13 protein-coding genes and 1 other RNA gene are annotated in these 13,632 nt (G+C 68.7%); 7 read left to right on the top strand and 7 right to left on the bottom strand.

What is annotated here, in order from left to right; all coding sequences use genetic code 11:
• The first annotated feature begins 180 nt into the window (after positions 1 to 180).
• A complete protein-coding gene (locus V5F66_RS10615) occupies positions 181 to 1,527 on the top strand; it encodes a dicarboxylate/amino acid:cation symporter (RefSeq protein ID WP_012113797.1) in 1,347 nt (448 codons plus the stop codon).
• Between the two features lie 201 nt (positions 1,528 to 1,728).
• The gene (chrA, locus tag V5F66_RS10610; RefSeq protein WP_394093820.1) at positions 1,729 to 2,994 is read left to right on the top strand and encodes a chromate efflux transporter; all 1,266 of its coding nucleotides are present in this window, start codon (positions 1,729 to 1,731) and stop codon (positions 2,992 to 2,994) included.
• 172 nt (positions 2,995 to 3,166) lie between these two features.
• On the opposite strand, the gene V5F66_RS10605 is transcribed toward chrA, so the two are convergent.
• Both V5F66_RS10605 and V5F66_RS10600 read right to left on the bottom strand, forming a co-directional pair.
• Positions 3,167 to 3,652: a cyclic nucleotide-binding domain-containing protein gene (locus V5F66_RS10605; RefSeq protein WP_012113795.1), complete on the bottom strand. Its 486-nt coding sequence runs from the start codon at positions 3,650 to 3,652 to the stop codon at positions 3,167 to 3,169.
• A 59-nt stretch (positions 3,653 to 3,711) separates the two neighbouring features.
• Positions 3,712 to 4,398, bottom strand: a complete 687-nt coding sequence (locus tag V5F66_RS10600; RefSeq protein ID WP_012113794.1) for a response regulator transcription factor — start codon at positions 4,396 to 4,398, stop codon at positions 3,712 to 3,714.
• Positions 4,399 to 4,527: 129 nt separating this feature from the next.
• Here V5F66_RS10600 and V5F66_RS10595 point away from each other — a divergent pair, with 129 nt between their 5' ends.
• The 4 genes from V5F66_RS10595 (at position 4,528) to V5F66_RS10580 (ending at position 8,269) form a co-directional block, all read left to right on the top strand.
• Positions 4,528 to 5,064 (top strand): L,D-transpeptidase family protein, encoded by a 537-nt coding sequence (locus V5F66_RS10595; protein WP_394008668.1) that lies wholly within the window; start codon positions 4,528 to 4,530, stop codon positions 5,062 to 5,064.
• A 258-nt stretch (positions 5,065 to 5,322) separates the two neighbouring features.
• Complete coding sequence (locus V5F66_RS10590; protein WP_394093819.1) at positions 5,323 to 6,123, top strand: (Fe-S)-binding protein; 801 nt, start codon at positions 5,323 to 5,325, stop codon at positions 6,121 to 6,123.
• On the top strand, positions 6,120 to 7,592 hold the full coding sequence (locus tag V5F66_RS10585; protein WP_394053210.1) for a lactate utilization protein B: 1,473 nt from the start codon (positions 6,120 to 6,122) through the stop codon (positions 7,590 to 7,592). Before V5F66_RS10590 ends, V5F66_RS10585 begins: the two co-directional genes overlap by 4 nt.
• Positions 7,589 to 8,269: a LutC/YkgG family protein gene (locus tag V5F66_RS10580; RefSeq protein ID WP_394053208.1), complete on the top strand. Its 681-nt coding sequence runs from the start codon at positions 7,589 to 7,591 to the stop codon at positions 8,267 to 8,269. Before V5F66_RS10585 ends, V5F66_RS10580 begins: the two co-directional genes overlap by 4 nt.
• Before the next feature lie 134 nt (positions 8,270 to 8,403).
• Here V5F66_RS10580 and V5F66_RS10575 read toward each other — a convergent pair whose 3' ends face one another.
• On the bottom strand, positions 8,404 to 8,712 hold the full coding sequence (locus V5F66_RS10575; protein WP_157048074.1) for a hypothetical protein: 309 nt from the start codon (positions 8,710 to 8,712) through the stop codon (positions 8,404 to 8,406).
• Between the two features lie 254 nt (positions 8,713 to 8,966).
• Here V5F66_RS10575 and V5F66_RS10570 point away from each other — a divergent pair, with 254 nt between their 5' ends.
• Positions 8,967 to 9,674, top strand: a complete 708-nt coding sequence (locus V5F66_RS10570; RefSeq protein ID WP_394093818.1) for a thioesterase domain-containing protein — start codon at positions 8,967 to 8,969, stop codon at positions 9,672 to 9,674.
• Between the two features lie 91 nt (positions 9,675 to 9,765).
• Here the strand turns inward: V5F66_RS10570 and V5F66_RS10565 are convergent, their stop codons facing one another.
• The 4 genes from V5F66_RS10565 to ligA form a co-directional block, all read right to left on the bottom strand.
• A complete protein-coding gene (locus V5F66_RS10565; RefSeq protein WP_012113787.1) occupies positions 9,766 to 10,071 on the bottom strand; it encodes an AzlD family protein in 306 nt (101 codons plus the stop codon).
• Complete coding sequence (locus V5F66_RS10560; protein WP_012113786.1) at positions 10,061 to 10,771, bottom strand: AzlC family ABC transporter permease; 711 nt, start codon at positions 10,769 to 10,771, stop codon at positions 10,061 to 10,063. Before V5F66_RS10560 ends, V5F66_RS10565 begins: the two co-directional genes overlap by 11 nt.
• Before the next feature lie 176 nt (positions 10,772 to 10,947).
• Positions 10,948 to 11,340: RNase P RNA component class A (gene rnpB, locus V5F66_RS10555), an RNA gene on the bottom strand.
• Positions 11,341 to 11,389: 49 nt separating this feature from the next.
• Entirely contained in the window at positions 11,390 to 13,552 is a 2,163-nt protein-coding gene (gene ligA / locus V5F66_RS10550; protein WP_394093817.1) for an NAD-dependent DNA ligase LigA, read from the bottom strand.
• Positions 13,553 to 13,632: the final 80 nt, after the last annotated feature.

Here is a 13,632-nt window from a genome sequence, read left to right as displayed (position 1 = left end):
TCAGAGAAATTATCGATGGTTCGCAATGGCCTAACAAAGATGTGCGTGTAACGCAGGACTGGCATGCAGCTTGCGCAAGAGGGGACGTACCCGGCGTCCTGCGCCATCCTGTCAACGAAGCATCCGGCGTCCGCAGTGCCCATCGCAAGAGGCACCCGGCCCCGGCGGAGGAACTCTCCAATGGCCCATGCAATTCCCGCCGCGGCGGTGCCGGCGCATCCTCGCAAATTCTACCACCACCTGTATTTCCAGGTCATCATCGCCATTATCGCGGGCATCCTGCTCGGCCATTTCTACCCGGATGTGGGCGCCAGCCTGAAGCCGCTCGGCGACGCCTTCATCAAGCTCGTCAAGATGGTGATCGCCCCGGTCATCTTCCTCACCGTGGTCACCGGCATTGCCGGCATGCGGGACCTCGCCAAGGTCGGGCGCGTGGCCGGCAAGGCCATGATCTACTTCATCACCTTCTCCACACTGGCGCTGCTGATCGGCCTCGTGGTGGCGAACGTGGTACAGCCCGGCTCGGGCCTCAACATCGATCCCAAGTCGCTGGATCCCAAGGCGGTGGCCGGCTATGCGGCGCAGGCCCATGATTCCACCATCATCGGCTTCCTGATGAACATCATCCCGACGACGCCCATCTCGGCGCTCGCCTCGGGCGACATCCTGCAGGTGCTGTTCTTCGCCGTGCTGTTCGGCATCGCCCTGGGCGGCGTCGGCGAGGCCGGCGAGCCGGTGATGAAGATCCTGAACTCGGCCTCGGCGGCCATGTTCCGGCTGGTGGCGATCCTGATGAAGGCGGCCCCCCTCGGCGCGTTCGGCGCCATGGCCTTCACTATCGGCAAATACGGCATCGGCTCGGTGGCGAACCTCGCCATGCTGATCGTCACCTTCTACATCACCGCGGCGCTGTTCATCTTCGTGGTGCTGGGCCTGGTGGCGCGCTACAATGGCTTCTCCCTGTGGAAGCTGTTGAAGTATATCCGCGAGGAACTGCTCCTCGTGCTCGGCACCTCCTCCTCTGAAGCCGCCCTGCCGGGCCTGATGCTGAAGATGGAACGCGCCGGCTGCGCCAAGTCGGTGGTGGGCCTTGTGATCCCCACGGGCTACTCGTTCAACCTCGACGGCACCAACATCTACATGACGCTGGCGGCCCTGTTCATCGCGCAGGCCACCGGCATCCACCTGTCGTTCGAGGAACAGATCCTGCTGCTTCTGGTGGCCATGCTCTCGTCCAAGGGCGCGGCGGGCATCACCGGCGCCGGCTTCATCACCCTCGCCGCCACCCTCTCGGTGGTGCCGAGCGTGCCGGTGGCGGGCCTCGCCCTCATCCTCGGCATCGACCGCTTCATGTCCGAGTGCCGGGCCATCACCAACTTCATCGGCAATGCGGTGGCCACCATCGTCGTCGCCCGCTGGGAAGGCGAGCTGAACAAGGACCAGCTCAGCCGCGCCCTCAACGGCGAGCACTTCTCCCTCGAGGACGAGCTGGAGACCACCGGCACCCCGGCCATCGCGGCCGAGTGAGCAGGCCCTGATGACATCTGGCGGGCTCCGCCTCTCCGCGGAGAGGCGGGCGGGGGCCCGCCGGATCAGGACCGCAAGGTCCGTCGCCGCCTCCCCTCAGGGGAGGCGGTTTCTGTTTGCGGACGGCATGCGCATGCGCCGCCTTGACGGCTGACGGGCGCCGGTGACATCGAAGGCTCCGACAGAATGGGGCCGCACGTCATGACGGAGCAGGGCGCGCCACGCGCGCAGGAGACGGGCGCGCAGGAGACGGGCGAACACCGGACAGGTGCACCCCCCGGCTCGCCCGGCGAAGTATTCGGTGCCTTCCTCAAGCTCGGCCTCACCTCCTTCGGCGGCCCTGTCGCCCATCTCGGCTATTTCCGCGACGAGCTGGTGCTGCGCCGTCGCTGGATGGACGATGCCGCCTATGGCGATCTCGTCGCCCTGTGCCAGTTCCTGCCCGGCCCCGCCTCCAGCCAGCTCGGCTTCACGCTCGGCCTGCTGCGCGGCGGCGGGCTGGTCGGCGGGCTGGCCGCCTGGGCCGGCTTCACCCTGCCCTCTGCCATCGCGTTGACAGGCTGCGCGCTGGGCGCGGCGAGCCTTGCCGGCACCGACGGCGTGCTGCACGGCCTCAAGCTGGTGGCCGTGGCCGTGGTGGCGCAGGCGGTTTGGGGGATGACCCGGACCCTGACGCCGGATCGCGACCGCGCCGGCATCGCCCTTGCCGCCCTCGCCCTCGTGGTGTTCGCCGGCAGTGCCCTGGGGCAGGTGGTGGCCATCGCGCTGGGCGCCCTCGCCGGACTCGTCCTGTGCGCCGAGGCGCCGCCCGTGCGCGGGAGTGTATCGGGTCCCGAGCCGACCCTGTCGGTGCCGCTGACGCGGCGCACCGGCGCCCTCCTGCTGGCGCTGTTCGCGGTGCTGCTGGTGGTGCCACCGGTGATCGCGGCGGCGAGCCACGTGCAGGCCCTGGCCCTGTTCGATGCCTTCTATCGCTCCGGCGCGCTGGTGTTCGGCGGCGGCCACGTGGTGCTGCCGCTGCTCCAGGCCGAGGTGGTGGCGCCCGGCTGGGTTTCCGCCTCCACCTTCCTTGCCGGCTATGGCCTTGCGCAGGCGGTACCCGGCCCGCTCTTCACATTCGCCGCCTATCTCGGTGCGGCCATGGGGCCTGAGCCCAACGGCATCGCGGGAGCTGCCGTCGCGCTCGTCGCCATCTTCCTGCCGGGCCTGCTGTTGGTGACCGGCATGCTGCCGTTCTGGGACCAGCTGCGGCGGCGAACCGGCGCCCAGGCCGCCATGCGCGGCGCCAATGCGGCGGTGGTGGGCCTCATCGGGGCGGCGCTCTACAGCCCGGTGTTCACCGGCGCCGTGTTCGATGCGCCGGATTTCGTGGCGGCGGTGGCCGGCTTCCTGCTGCTCACGGTGTGGCGCGTGCCGCCGCTGGCGGTGGTGGTGCTGCTCGCGGGTGCCGGGGTCCTGCTCGCCTGATCCGATCCGAAGGCCAGTGAGCTTTGCTCATGGACCTTTGTTCAAGCCCGAGTGGCGCCCGGCTCCGGCCATTGCCGGACCGGATTCAAGATCTGCAATTCGGGAGCCCCAAGTTGGGGAGCGTGACCAACTTGGCACCAACTGAAGACCGGGGCCGAGGTCTGAGGTCCGCTCAGCGGCGACGGCGCTGGCGCGCGCGCTGGTCCTCGAGCTTCAGGCGTACCGTGTCGAGGGCGCGGATGGTGTCTTCCAGACGCTTGGCGATGGCGCGCCGGATCTTGGCGGTGGCGTCCGGGAAGCGTTCCAGCATGGCGACGAAGGCGGTGCGCGGGATCTTCAGCAGCTGGACCTCGTCCTCGGCCACCGCGGTGACCGGGCGGGGCGTCGGCACGATGAGGGCGGTCTCGCCGATGAGGGTGCCAGGGCCGACCTCTTTCAGGAGGCGCGGCGCGTCCGCCTTGCGGTCGTCCACCAGGCGGATGCGGCCGGAGACCACCACATAGGCGCATTCGGCGATCTCGCCCATGCGGAACAGGGTGGTGCCCTTGGCCAGGGTCTCGGTGCGTGCGTCGGCCGCCAGCAGGCGCAGCGCCTCGCTGTTCAGCATGTCGAAGGTGGCGACTGACCGAAGCAGCGCGATGTCCCTCTCAATGCTCACCGACGGGGTTTCCTCACTTCATTGGGGCCGCAGGGATGCTGGACGCGCATCCCCAGGGCTCAGGGCACCAGCTTGTAGCCGCCGGCCTGGGTTGCGAGCAGGGTGGGGTTGGAGGGATCGGGCTCGATCTTCTGGCGCAGGCGGTAGATGTGGGTTTCCAGAGTATGGGTGGTGACCCCGGAATTATAACCCCACACTTCCTGCAGCAGGGTCTCGCGGGGCACCGGCGTCTTCCCGGCGCGGTAGAGATAGCGCAGGATCGCCGTCTCCTTCTCGGTCAGGCGGATCTTGGAGCCGCGATCGGTCAGCAGCAGCTTGGCGCCGGGCCGGAAGGAATAGGGGCCGATGGCGAACACCGCGTCTTCGCTCGCCTCGTGGGAGCGCATCTGCGCTCGCAGGCGCGCCAGCAGCACGGCGAAGCGGAACGGTTTGATGATATAGTCGTTGGCCCCGGCCTCGAGGCCCAGGATGGTGTCGCTGTCGGTGTCGTGCCCGGTGAGCATGAGAATGGGCGCCTTGAAGCCCGAGCGCCGCATCAGGCGCACCGCCTCGCGCCCGTCCATGTCGGGCAGGCCCACATCCATGATGACGAGATCGATGGCGCCGTTCTTCGCCAGTTCCATGGCGCCGGCGGCGGTCTCGGCGGGCACCGGTTCGAACTCGTCCTGGAGCGCGAGCTGTTCGATCAGGGCGTCGCGCAGCTCCGGGTCGTCTTCGACCACCAGGATTTTCCACGCATTGGGCATTCAATTCCTCCTGCGCCCTTGCAGGCGCGCGAATCGCGCAAGTAGAGCATGCCCATGGCTTGACGCAAATTTCCATCCATGGACGGGCGTCGGGGGGTATTACACTACGTCATGAGGGAGCGATATCCTGTGGGCATCTCCCAAGTCAGCGTCAGGCGACGCCCCGGCACCCGCCATGAGGGCATTTTGCGCTGCGGCAGCCTCGCCCTTCCGGTGGCGCTTGGCCGCTCCGGCATGGCCTTCGACAAGCGCGAGGGCGACGGGCGGACCCCCGCCGGGCGGTGGCGGATCCTGCGTCTCCTCTACCGGCCTGACCACGGCCCACGCCCGGTCACGCGCCTGCCTTGCCGCGCGCTGAAGCCGAGCGACGGCTGGTGCGACGAGGCCGCCGACCGTCGCTACAACCAGCCCGTCACGCTGCCCATGGGCGGTTCCCGCAAGGTTTCCCATGAGCGCATGTGGCGGGACGATGGGCTCTACGACCTGGTGATGGTGCTCGATCACAACACCCGCCCGCGGGTGGCGGGGCGGGGCTCGGCAGTGTTCGTCCATCTGGCCCGTCCCGGCTTCCGGCCCACCGAGGGCTGCGTGGCCTTGAGGCGAGCCGATATGCTGCGCCTGCTGGCCCGGCTGTCCCGTGCATCCCGGATGGTCATCGAGGCGTGAGGGGCGGCGGCGTCTCAGTTTTGAAATCGGCTGCTTTGACTGCCCCCACCCTGTGTTCTGCTCCGGTGCCGTGCCTCCTCCCCACCCTTCTCCCGCATGCGGGGGAGGGAGCAGGTCGGTGCATTTCTTTCAAACCGAGACACGGCGCCGGCCTGCTCGCGCCTTTCCGGGGCGTCGGACTGGGTGCTATATGAATCGTTCTAAAATGCGCGTCTGCTTCACCGCGCCGCGCGCACACCCCACAACGCCAGGGATGCCATGCCCTCCTCTTCGCCACGCCATGCGGACCTGTCGCCGCCGCGGGTCGGCCTGTTCTGCACTTGCCTCGTGGACATGATTCGGCCCTCCATCGGGTTCGCAGCGGCCAAGCTGCTGGAGGATGCCGGCTGCGACGTGGACGTTCCGGCGCAGACCTGCTGCGGCCAGCCCGCCTTCAATTCCGGCGACCGTGCCACCGCCCGCGCGCTGGCCGAGCAGGTGATCGCGGCGTTCGAGAATTTCGATTATGTGGTCGCCCCGTCCGGCTCCTGCGCCGGCATGATCAAGGCCCATTATCCCGAGCTGTTCGCCGGCGAGCCGGACTGGACCTCGCGGGTGGATCGCTTCTGCGCCAAGGTCCACGAGCTGGTGTCGTTCCTGGTGGACGTGCGCGGGGTGACGCGGGTGGAGGCCGCCTATGACGGCACCGTCACCTATCACGACAGCTGCTCCGGCCTGCGCGAGCTGGGGGTGAAGGACCAGCCGCGCGCGCTGCTCGCCTCGGTGGAGGGGTTGACCTTGTCCGAGATGGCGGACGCCGACACCTGCTGCGGCTTCGGCGGCACCTTCTGCGTGAAATATCCGGATGTCTCCAACGCCATCGTGGAGAAGAAGGCGGCCAACATCGCCGCCTCGGGGGCGGACACGCTTCTGGCGGGGGATCTGGGCTGCCTCATGAACATGGCGGGCAAGCTCCAGCGCCAGGGCCGTCCCGTGGTGGCGCGCCATGTGGCCGAGGTGCTCGCGGGCATGGGCGACGCCCCCGCCCTCGGCGAGCCGGCTGCGGAGAAAACCCGATGAGCGTCGAGATCACCTCGCCCCGCTTCAAGGACAACGCGAAGCACGCCCTGGCCGACGTGCCGCTGCAGGCGGCGCTGTCCAAGGTCGGCCCCGGGTTCATCGGCAAGCGGACGGCGGCGGCGGAAAAGCTGCCCGAGTTCGACGCCCTGCGCGACAGCGCGCGGGACATCAAGAACCACACGCTGGCCCATCTTGATCTCTATCTGGAACGCTTCGAGGAGAAGGTGAAGGCGGCCGGCGGCCACGTGCACTTCGCCGTAGACGCGGCCGAGGCCCGGGACGTCGTCACGAAAATCTGCCGCGACCTCGGCGCCAGGACAGTGACCAAGGGCAAGAGCATGATCTCGGAGGAGATCGGCCTCAACGATCACCTCTCCGCCGCCGGCATCGAGCCGGTGGAGACGGATCTCGGCGAATATCTCATCCAGATCCGGGGCGAGGCGCCGTCCCACATCATCGCCCCCGCCATCCACCTCAACAAGGAGCAGGTGGAGGAGGATTTCCGCCGCGTCCACGCGCACCTCGCCCCCGAGCGCAATCTCTCCGAGCCCACGGCCCTGCTCGCCGAGGCGCGGGGCGAGCTGCGCCAGAAGTTCCTGGTGGCGGACGTGGGCATCACCGGCGCCAATTTCCTGGTGGCGGAGACCGGCACCTCCATCATCGTCACCAACGAGGGCAACGGCGACCTCACCCAGACCCTGCCCAAGGCCCACGTCGTGCTCGCCTCGCTGGAAAAGCTGGTGCCGACGCTGGAGGACGTGAGCCAGCTGCTGCGCGTGCTGGCCCGCTCGGCCACCGGTCAGGAGATGAGCGTCTACACCACCTTCTCCACCGGCCCCCGCCGTCCCGGTGACCCGGACGGGCCGGGCGAATATCACGTGGTGATTCTCGACAACGGGCGCTCCGGCATGCTCGGCGGCCCGCTGAAGGAGATGCTGCGCTGCATCCGCTGCGGCGCCTGCATGAACCATTGCCCGGTCTACCATGCGGTGGGCGGGCATGCGTATGGCTGGGTCTATCCCGGCCCCATGGGATCGGTTTTGACCCCCGCGCTCATCGGCATCGAGAAGGGCGCGAACCTGCCCAACGCCTCCACCTTCTGCGGCCGCTGCGAGGAGGTGTGCCCGGTGCGCATCCCGCTGCCCAAGCTGATGCGACATTGGCGGGAGAAGGAGTTCGAGCGGCACCTCACGCCCGCGCCCCAGCGCTACGGGCTTGCGGTGTGGGGCTTCTTCGCGCGGCGCGGCTGGCTTTACCGGCCGGCGACGGGCCTTGCCATGAAGCTACTTTCCGTCCTCGGCCGCAAGAAGGGGCGCTTCGCCGCGCTGCCACTCGCCGGCGGCTGGACCGGCCATCGCGATTTCCCCGCGCCCGAGGGCGGCACCTTCCAGGCCCAGTGGCGCGCCCAGCGGGCCGCGCGCACGACCCGGCAGGCCAACAGGGACGCCAACAGGGACACCCATTCATGACCTCTTCCCGCGACACGGTCTTCGCCTCGGTCCGCCGCGCGCTGGGCGTCACCTCGCAGGAGGCGCCGCGTCGGCAGGAGGTGGACGGGCGGCTCGCCGGCCATCCGCGCGGCCTTGTGCCCGCCCGCGCCCAGCTTCCACCGGCCGAGCGCCTCGCCCTGTTCAAGGACATGGTGGTGGCGGCTGCCGCCAGCATCGATCATCTGCCGAGCGCGGAAGATGTGCCCGGCGCGGTTGCGGCCTATCTGCGCGGTCGCAACCTGCCGCCCACCATCCTGCGCGGCGGCGATGCCCGGCTGGCGTCGCTGCCGTGGGAACGCGAGCCCAATCTCGACGTGTGGATCGGAGCCTCCGACGGGCGCCAGCTCGCCGGCCTCTCCCACGCCTTCGCCGGGGTGGCGGAATCCGGCACGCTGGTGATGCTGTCGGGTCCGGACAATCCGAGCACGCTGAACCTTCTGCCGGATCATCACCTGGTGGTGGTGGATGCCGCCGACGTGGCTAGCGATTATGAGAGCGTGTGGACACGCGTGCGCGAGTGCTTCGGGCAGGGGGAGATGCCGCGCACGGTGAACTGGATCACCGGGCCGTCGCGCTCCGCCGACATCGAGCAGACGCTGCTGCTGGGCGCCCACGGTCCGCGCAGCCTGCATGTTCTGCTGGTGGGCCGCGCCTGACGCCGGAGATCGGGGAAACGCGGGCCGCCAGGCCGCAGGCACATCTCGCGAACTCAAGCCTGCGAGCTGTGCGCTAGCCCACTCTTCTAGAGAAGTTTTTCAGAACGGATCCGACGAGCTGCCGCTGAAACGGCTCAGCCCGCGAGCCCCCGCACCCACATGCCCACAGCGACCCCGACGGGGACGCTGACGAGAACGGCGGTCGCGATAGTGAAATGCCCGCCGAAGACGAGGCCCATCACCGCGCCGGAGATGGCCGACAAGGCGGCTACGATCAGCACGCTGCCTGGGGGGCGCGAATCGGGCGCTTCCGGTTCCGGCCGCCGCGCCAGACGCTCGCGCTTCAGCTCGGTATCCAGCCGCAGGTTCGCGAGAACCTGAAGGTCAGGAGGAAAACCGCGCCCATCGCGGTGTACGATCAAGCCTGTGAGATGTGCGTTCACGCTCTTGTCCTCACCGCGAGACGTTTTAGGTCGAAGATCGAAGGTATACAACCTACATGGGTGGATGGGGGTGCATCCGTACCTACATTCAAATTTACCCAACGTCCCATGTCGCGCGCTGCTGATGCAGGCGGGCCACGCAAGTGGCGAAAAGTGCAGCCCTTGCCCGAGGTTGTGCGCCGGATAACCGATCCGCAGTTGCTCGCCTCGTATTTTGGCGGCAGAACTCGGTCACCATCAAGGACGGTGCCATCATGAAGTCTGGCTTGCGCTTCGCTCAGGCGCTGCTCGCAGCGATCATCGTATTCTGTGTCGCCCAGCCAGCGCTGGCCCAGCAGAATCGCGGTCACGTCTATCTGCTGCGCGGCCTCGCCAACGTCTTTTCGCTGGGCATGGACGATCTCGCCGCGAAGATGAATGCGCGTGGCATCCCCGCCACGGTGCATGAATACGGCCAGTGGCAGCAGCTCGCCGATGCGGCGGCCGCCGAGAGCCGGGCCACCGGCAATTCGCCCATCGTCATCGTCGGCCATTCGCTGGGTGCCGACGCTGCCATCGAGATGGCCGAGCGTCTCACCGCCCTCGGCGTGCCGCCCAAGCTGGTGGTGACTTTTGATCCGGTGGGCGTGACCCAAGTGGGGCCGTCGCTCGGCTATTTCGTCAATTACTACCAGTCCAACAACGGCTACGGTAAGCGCCTGACCGCCGCTCGCGGCTTCCGCGGCAACATCGTGAACCGCAACCTCGACGCCATCGGCTCCATCGATCATTTCAACATCGAGAAGTCGCCCCGGCTGCACGAGGAGGTCATGGCCCAGGTGCGGTCCATCACCAACAAGCCGAAGCCGAAGCCCAAGCCTGCGGCTCCCGCGGCTCCCGCGGCGCCTGCCGCGCCCGCCCCCGCTGCCGACCCGTCCGTGCCCGGCACCCAGGCCGCGGCCCGGCCCGGCGCCCCGGGCTGAGCCCGGTTCGGGGGACTGGTTTTCGGATAACCGATTTCGAAGACGCAACACGCCGGCCGGCTCCTCGCCGCGCCGGCGTTTTGTTTGGGGGTCAGATCCCCAAGGCGCGCAGGCCAGCCGCCGTCGCCATGGCGGCCACCACGGCGAGCAGGTCGCTGCGCGTGAGCTTGGCGGCGAGGAAGGCGGCGCCAAGGCCCGCCAGCATGGCGGCGTCGCCGTGGACCGCGCCGGGCGCCAGCAGCGCCACCAGCACCGCCCCCGGCAGGCAGTCCAGCACCCGCCGCACCCGCGGCGTCACCGGAATGAGGCGCATCAGGAAGAAGCCTGCCGACCGGTTGAAGGCGGTGGCGAGCGCCATCACGCAGATAGCGGCGAGGGTTTGCGGATCAACGCTCATCGTCGGTGAACCCGCCTGCGAACGCGCCGGCCAGAGCGCCGATGACGATGAACCACCACCCCGCCAGCACGAACGACACCGCGATGGAGACCGCGGCCGCCACGCCCCAGCCCACCGCCTCGCGCCGGCCCTTCCAGTTGGGCAGCAGCATGGCCACGAAGAAGGCCGGCACCACCAAGTCGATGCCCACCGCCTTGGGATCGGGAATGCCGCCGCCGATGGCGTGCCCGGCCGCGGTGGAGACCACCCACAGCATCCAGGTGACGAGCCCCGACCCGACGAAGTAGCCGGCGTCGTTGCCGCCCTCCTGATGATAGCGCATGGCGGCGGCCCAGTTGTTGTCCGCCATCAGCAGCAGGGAGGGGTAGGTCTTCCAGGCGGGCATGGACCACAGCCAGGGCCGCATGGACGCTCCCATGAGCACATGGCGCATGTTGACGGTCATGGTCAGCAGGCCGAGGGCGAGGAGCGCCGCCGGCGTCCACTGCTCCCGCCACCCTTCGAGCGCCACCATCTGGGCGAGGCCGGCAAAGATGAGGCCGCTGGACAGCACGGACTCCAGCATGGAGAAGCCCTTCTGCACCGAGGCGGCGCCGAACGCCATGCCGAAGGCGGCGAGCCCCGGCATCAGCGGAAGGGTCTCGCGCGCGCCGTGCAGCATGCCGTGCAAGGTGAGGGGAACGGGGGGCGGCTTGGTCATGGGCGGGGCAGTGCGGGGCAGGGGTAATCAACACCAAAACGGTGGGATTGAAGCCTTATGGCCGCAGCTCGGCGGAACGCCAACCCGTTTTCCCCCCGGAGCCCCGGCGCTTGCCATGCGCCAGATGCATGGCTGCTGAAGGGTGACGGCATGACCCATCACCTTGGGGAGGGGTATGCACCAGCCGGCCTGTAAGCCGGGTTCTGTACGGCGGGCTTGCACCCGCGTGGCGACCATTCCTCTGGGACGCCGGTTGCCCGGCGCCTCTAGCAGTCAACCCGGACGGCGCCCCGCAGACAGGGGGTGGTTTCCCGTGCCGTCCCTATTCGACTTTGCTCCCGGTGGGGTTTGCCGTGCCGCTCCCGTTGCCGGTCGCGCGGTGGGCTCTTACCCCACCGTTTCACCCTGGCCCACGCGGACCCGAAAGTCCTTCGCAGGTGGTTTGTTTTCTGTGGCACTTTCCCTAGGGTCACCCCCGCCGGACGTTATCCGGCACCGTGTCTGAGTGGAGCCCGGACTTTCCTCGATGCGGACGCAAGGTCCCACACCGCGGCCGCCCGGCCGGCTGGTGGGGGAGCAATGGGCGCTGGCAGCGGACGCGTCAAGGGGCCGGGGCATTCACCCCACCAGCTCGAACCATTCGTCCTCGGTGATCACCTGAACCCCAAGCGCCTGCGCCTTCTCCAGCTTGGAGCCGGCGCCGGAGCCGGCCACCACCAGGTTGGTCTTGGCCGACACCGAGCCGGCCACCTTGGCGCCGAGGCGCTCCGCCATGGCTTTCGCCTCATCGCGGGTCATCTTCTCCAGCGATCCGGTGAACACCACGGTCTTGCCGGAGACGGGGCTTGCCGCCGCCACCTGCTCCATGGGCTCGGGCGTGACCTCCTTCAGCAGGGCGGTCACCACCTCGCGGTTGCGGGGCTCGCCGAAGAATTCGATGACGGCCTCCGCCACCACGTCGCCGATGCCGTCGATGCCGATCATCTCCTGCCAGGCCTCGTTGCCCTTGGGATGCTCCTCACCGGGGATGACCGCCGCCAGCGCTCCGGCTTCCAGCGCTTCCACGGTGCCGTAGTGGCGCATGAGGCGCTTGGCGTTGGTCTCGCCCACATGGCGGATGCCCAGCGCGAAGACGAAGCGATCCACCGCCACGGTGCGCCGCTCGGCAATGGCGGCGAACAGGTTGGCGGCGGAGGTCTTGCCCCAGCCGTCGCGGTTCTCCAGCCGCTGCAGCGAACGGGCGTTGCGCGTCTCCAGGGTGAAGATGTCGGCGGGGGAGGCGATCAGCCCCCACTCATAGAAGGCGCGCACCTGCTTCTCGCCCAGCCCCTCGATGTCGAAGGCGTTGCGCGACACGAAATGGCGCAGGCGCTCCACCATCTGCGCCGGGCAGATGAGCCCGCCGGTGCAGCGGCGCACCGCGTCCACCTTGCCGCTCTTTGTGTCCACCTCGCGCACGGCATGGGAGCCGCAGGCGGGGCAGTGCGTGGGAAACTCATACGGCTTCGATCCGGCCGGCCGCTTGTCCTCGATCACCCGCACCACCTGGGGGATCACGTCGCCGGCGCGCTGCACCACCACCGTGTCGCCGATGCGCACGTCCTTGCGGGCGATCTCGTCCTCGTTGTGCAGGGTGGCGGAAGACACCACCACGCCGCCCACCGTCACCGGCGTCAGCTTGGCCACCGGGGTGAGAGCGCCGGTGCGGCCCACCTGGATCTCGATATCCTCCAGCAGGGTGGTGGCCTGCTCGGCCGGGAACTTGTGGGCGATGGCCCAGCGCGGTGAGCGGGAAACGAAGCCGAGCCGGCGCTGCAGCTCCAGGCTGTTCACCTTGTAGACCACGCCGTCGATGTCGTAGCCCAGCAGCGCTCGCTGCGCCTCGATGGAACGATAATGGGCGATGAGCCCCGCGGCGTCCTTCGCCACCACCATGAGCGGGTTGGTGGTGAAGCCCCAGCGGGCGAACGCCTCCACCACGCCGAACTGGGTCTCGGCGGGAAGGTCCGAGGCCTCGCCCCAGGCATAGGCAAAGAATTTCAGCGGCCGGGACGCGGTGATGGACGGGTCGAGCTGGCGCAGGGAGCCGGCGGCGGCGTTGCGCGGATTGGCGAACACCTTCTCCTCCGCCGCCGCCTGCCGGGCGTTCAGCGCCTCGAAGTCTGCCTTGGCCATGTAGACCTCGCCGCGGACGTCGATGGTCTGCGGCACGCCCTTTCCAGCGAGGCGCTCGGGGATGTCGGCGATGGTGCGCACATTCTGCGTCACGTCCTCGCCCTGGCTGCCGTCGCCCCGGGTGGCGGCCACGGTGAGGCGCCCGTTCTCATAGTGCAGGGAGCAAGACAGGCCGTCGATCTTGGGCTCGCAGGTGAAGGCCACCTCGTCGTCCGGCCCGAGATTGAGGAAGCGCTTCACCCGCGCCACGAACTCCACCACCTCTTCATCGGAGAAGCAGTTGGCCAGCGACAGCATGGGAACCTTGTGGGCAACCTTGCCGAACTTCTCCGACGGCGCCGCGCCCACCTTTTCCGACAGGCTGTCCTCGCCCCTCAATCCCGGAAAACGCTCCTCGATGGCCTCATAGCGGCGGCGCAGGGCGTCGTATTCGGCGTCCGAGACGACAGGGGCGTCCTCGCGGTAATAGGCGGCGTCGTGGCCGGTGATCTCCTGCGCCAGAGCCTTGTGCTCGCTCGCGGCCTCGGCCGGGGAGAGGTCGTCGACCGGGATGGCGCGGAAGGTGGCGGCGGTCGAAGCGGGCGCGGGCGATTTGGGCGCGGTCATGGGGGTCCCCAACGGGCGCGATCCGTCGGATCGGTCGCGCTCACTCTCTGGCGCCCCTTTCTGGCAAAGCCCGCCCCTCT

Source organism: Xanthobacter versatilis, from assembly GCF_043193975.1.
GTDB classification, from domain to species: domain Bacteria; phylum Pseudomonadota; class Alphaproteobacteria; order Rhizobiales; family Xanthobacteraceae; genus Xanthobacter; species Xanthobacter autotrophicus_E.
The sequence above is the reverse complement of the archived record's forward strand: the minus strand, read 5'-3'. Positions and strand labels throughout refer to the sequence as shown.

Coding starts and splice junctions, on each gene's coding strand:
- V5F66_RS10615 (WP_012113797.1), top strand. CDS start 181: ATGGCCCATGCAATTCCCGCCGCGGCGGTGCCGGCGCATCCTCGCAAA.
- chrA (WP_394093820.1), top strand. CDS start 1,729: ATGACGGAGCAGGGCGCGCCACGCGCGCAGGAGACGGGCGCGCAGGAG.
- V5F66_RS10600 (WP_012113794.1), bottom strand. CDS start 4,398: ATGCCCAATGCGTGGAAAATCCTGGTGGTCGAAGACGACCCGGAGCTG.
- V5F66_RS10590 (WP_394093819.1), top strand. CDS start 5,323: ATGCCCTCCTCTTCGCCACGCCATGCGGACCTGTCGCCGCCGCGGGTC.
- V5F66_RS10585 (WP_394053210.1), top strand. CDS start 6,120: ATGAGCGTCGAGATCACCTCGCCCCGCTTCAAGGACAACGCGAAGCAC.
- V5F66_RS10580 (WP_394053208.1), top strand. CDS start 7,589: ATGACCTCTTCCCGCGACACGGTCTTCGCCTCGGTCCGCCGCGCGCTG.
- V5F66_RS10570 (WP_394093818.1), top strand. CDS start 8,967: ATGAAGTCTGGCTTGCGCTTCGCTCAGGCGCTGCTCGCAGCGATCATC.
- V5F66_RS10565 (WP_012113787.1), bottom strand. CDS start 10,071: ATGAGCGTTGATCCGCAAACCCTCGCCGCTATCTGCGTGATGGCGCTC.
- V5F66_RS10560 (WP_012113786.1), bottom strand. CDS start 10,771: ATGACCAAGCCGCCCCCCGTTCCCCTCACCTTGCACGGCATGCTGCAC.
- ligA (WP_394093817.1), bottom strand. CDS start 13,552: ATGACCGCGCCCAAATCGCCCGCGCCCGCTTCGACCGCCGCCACCTTC.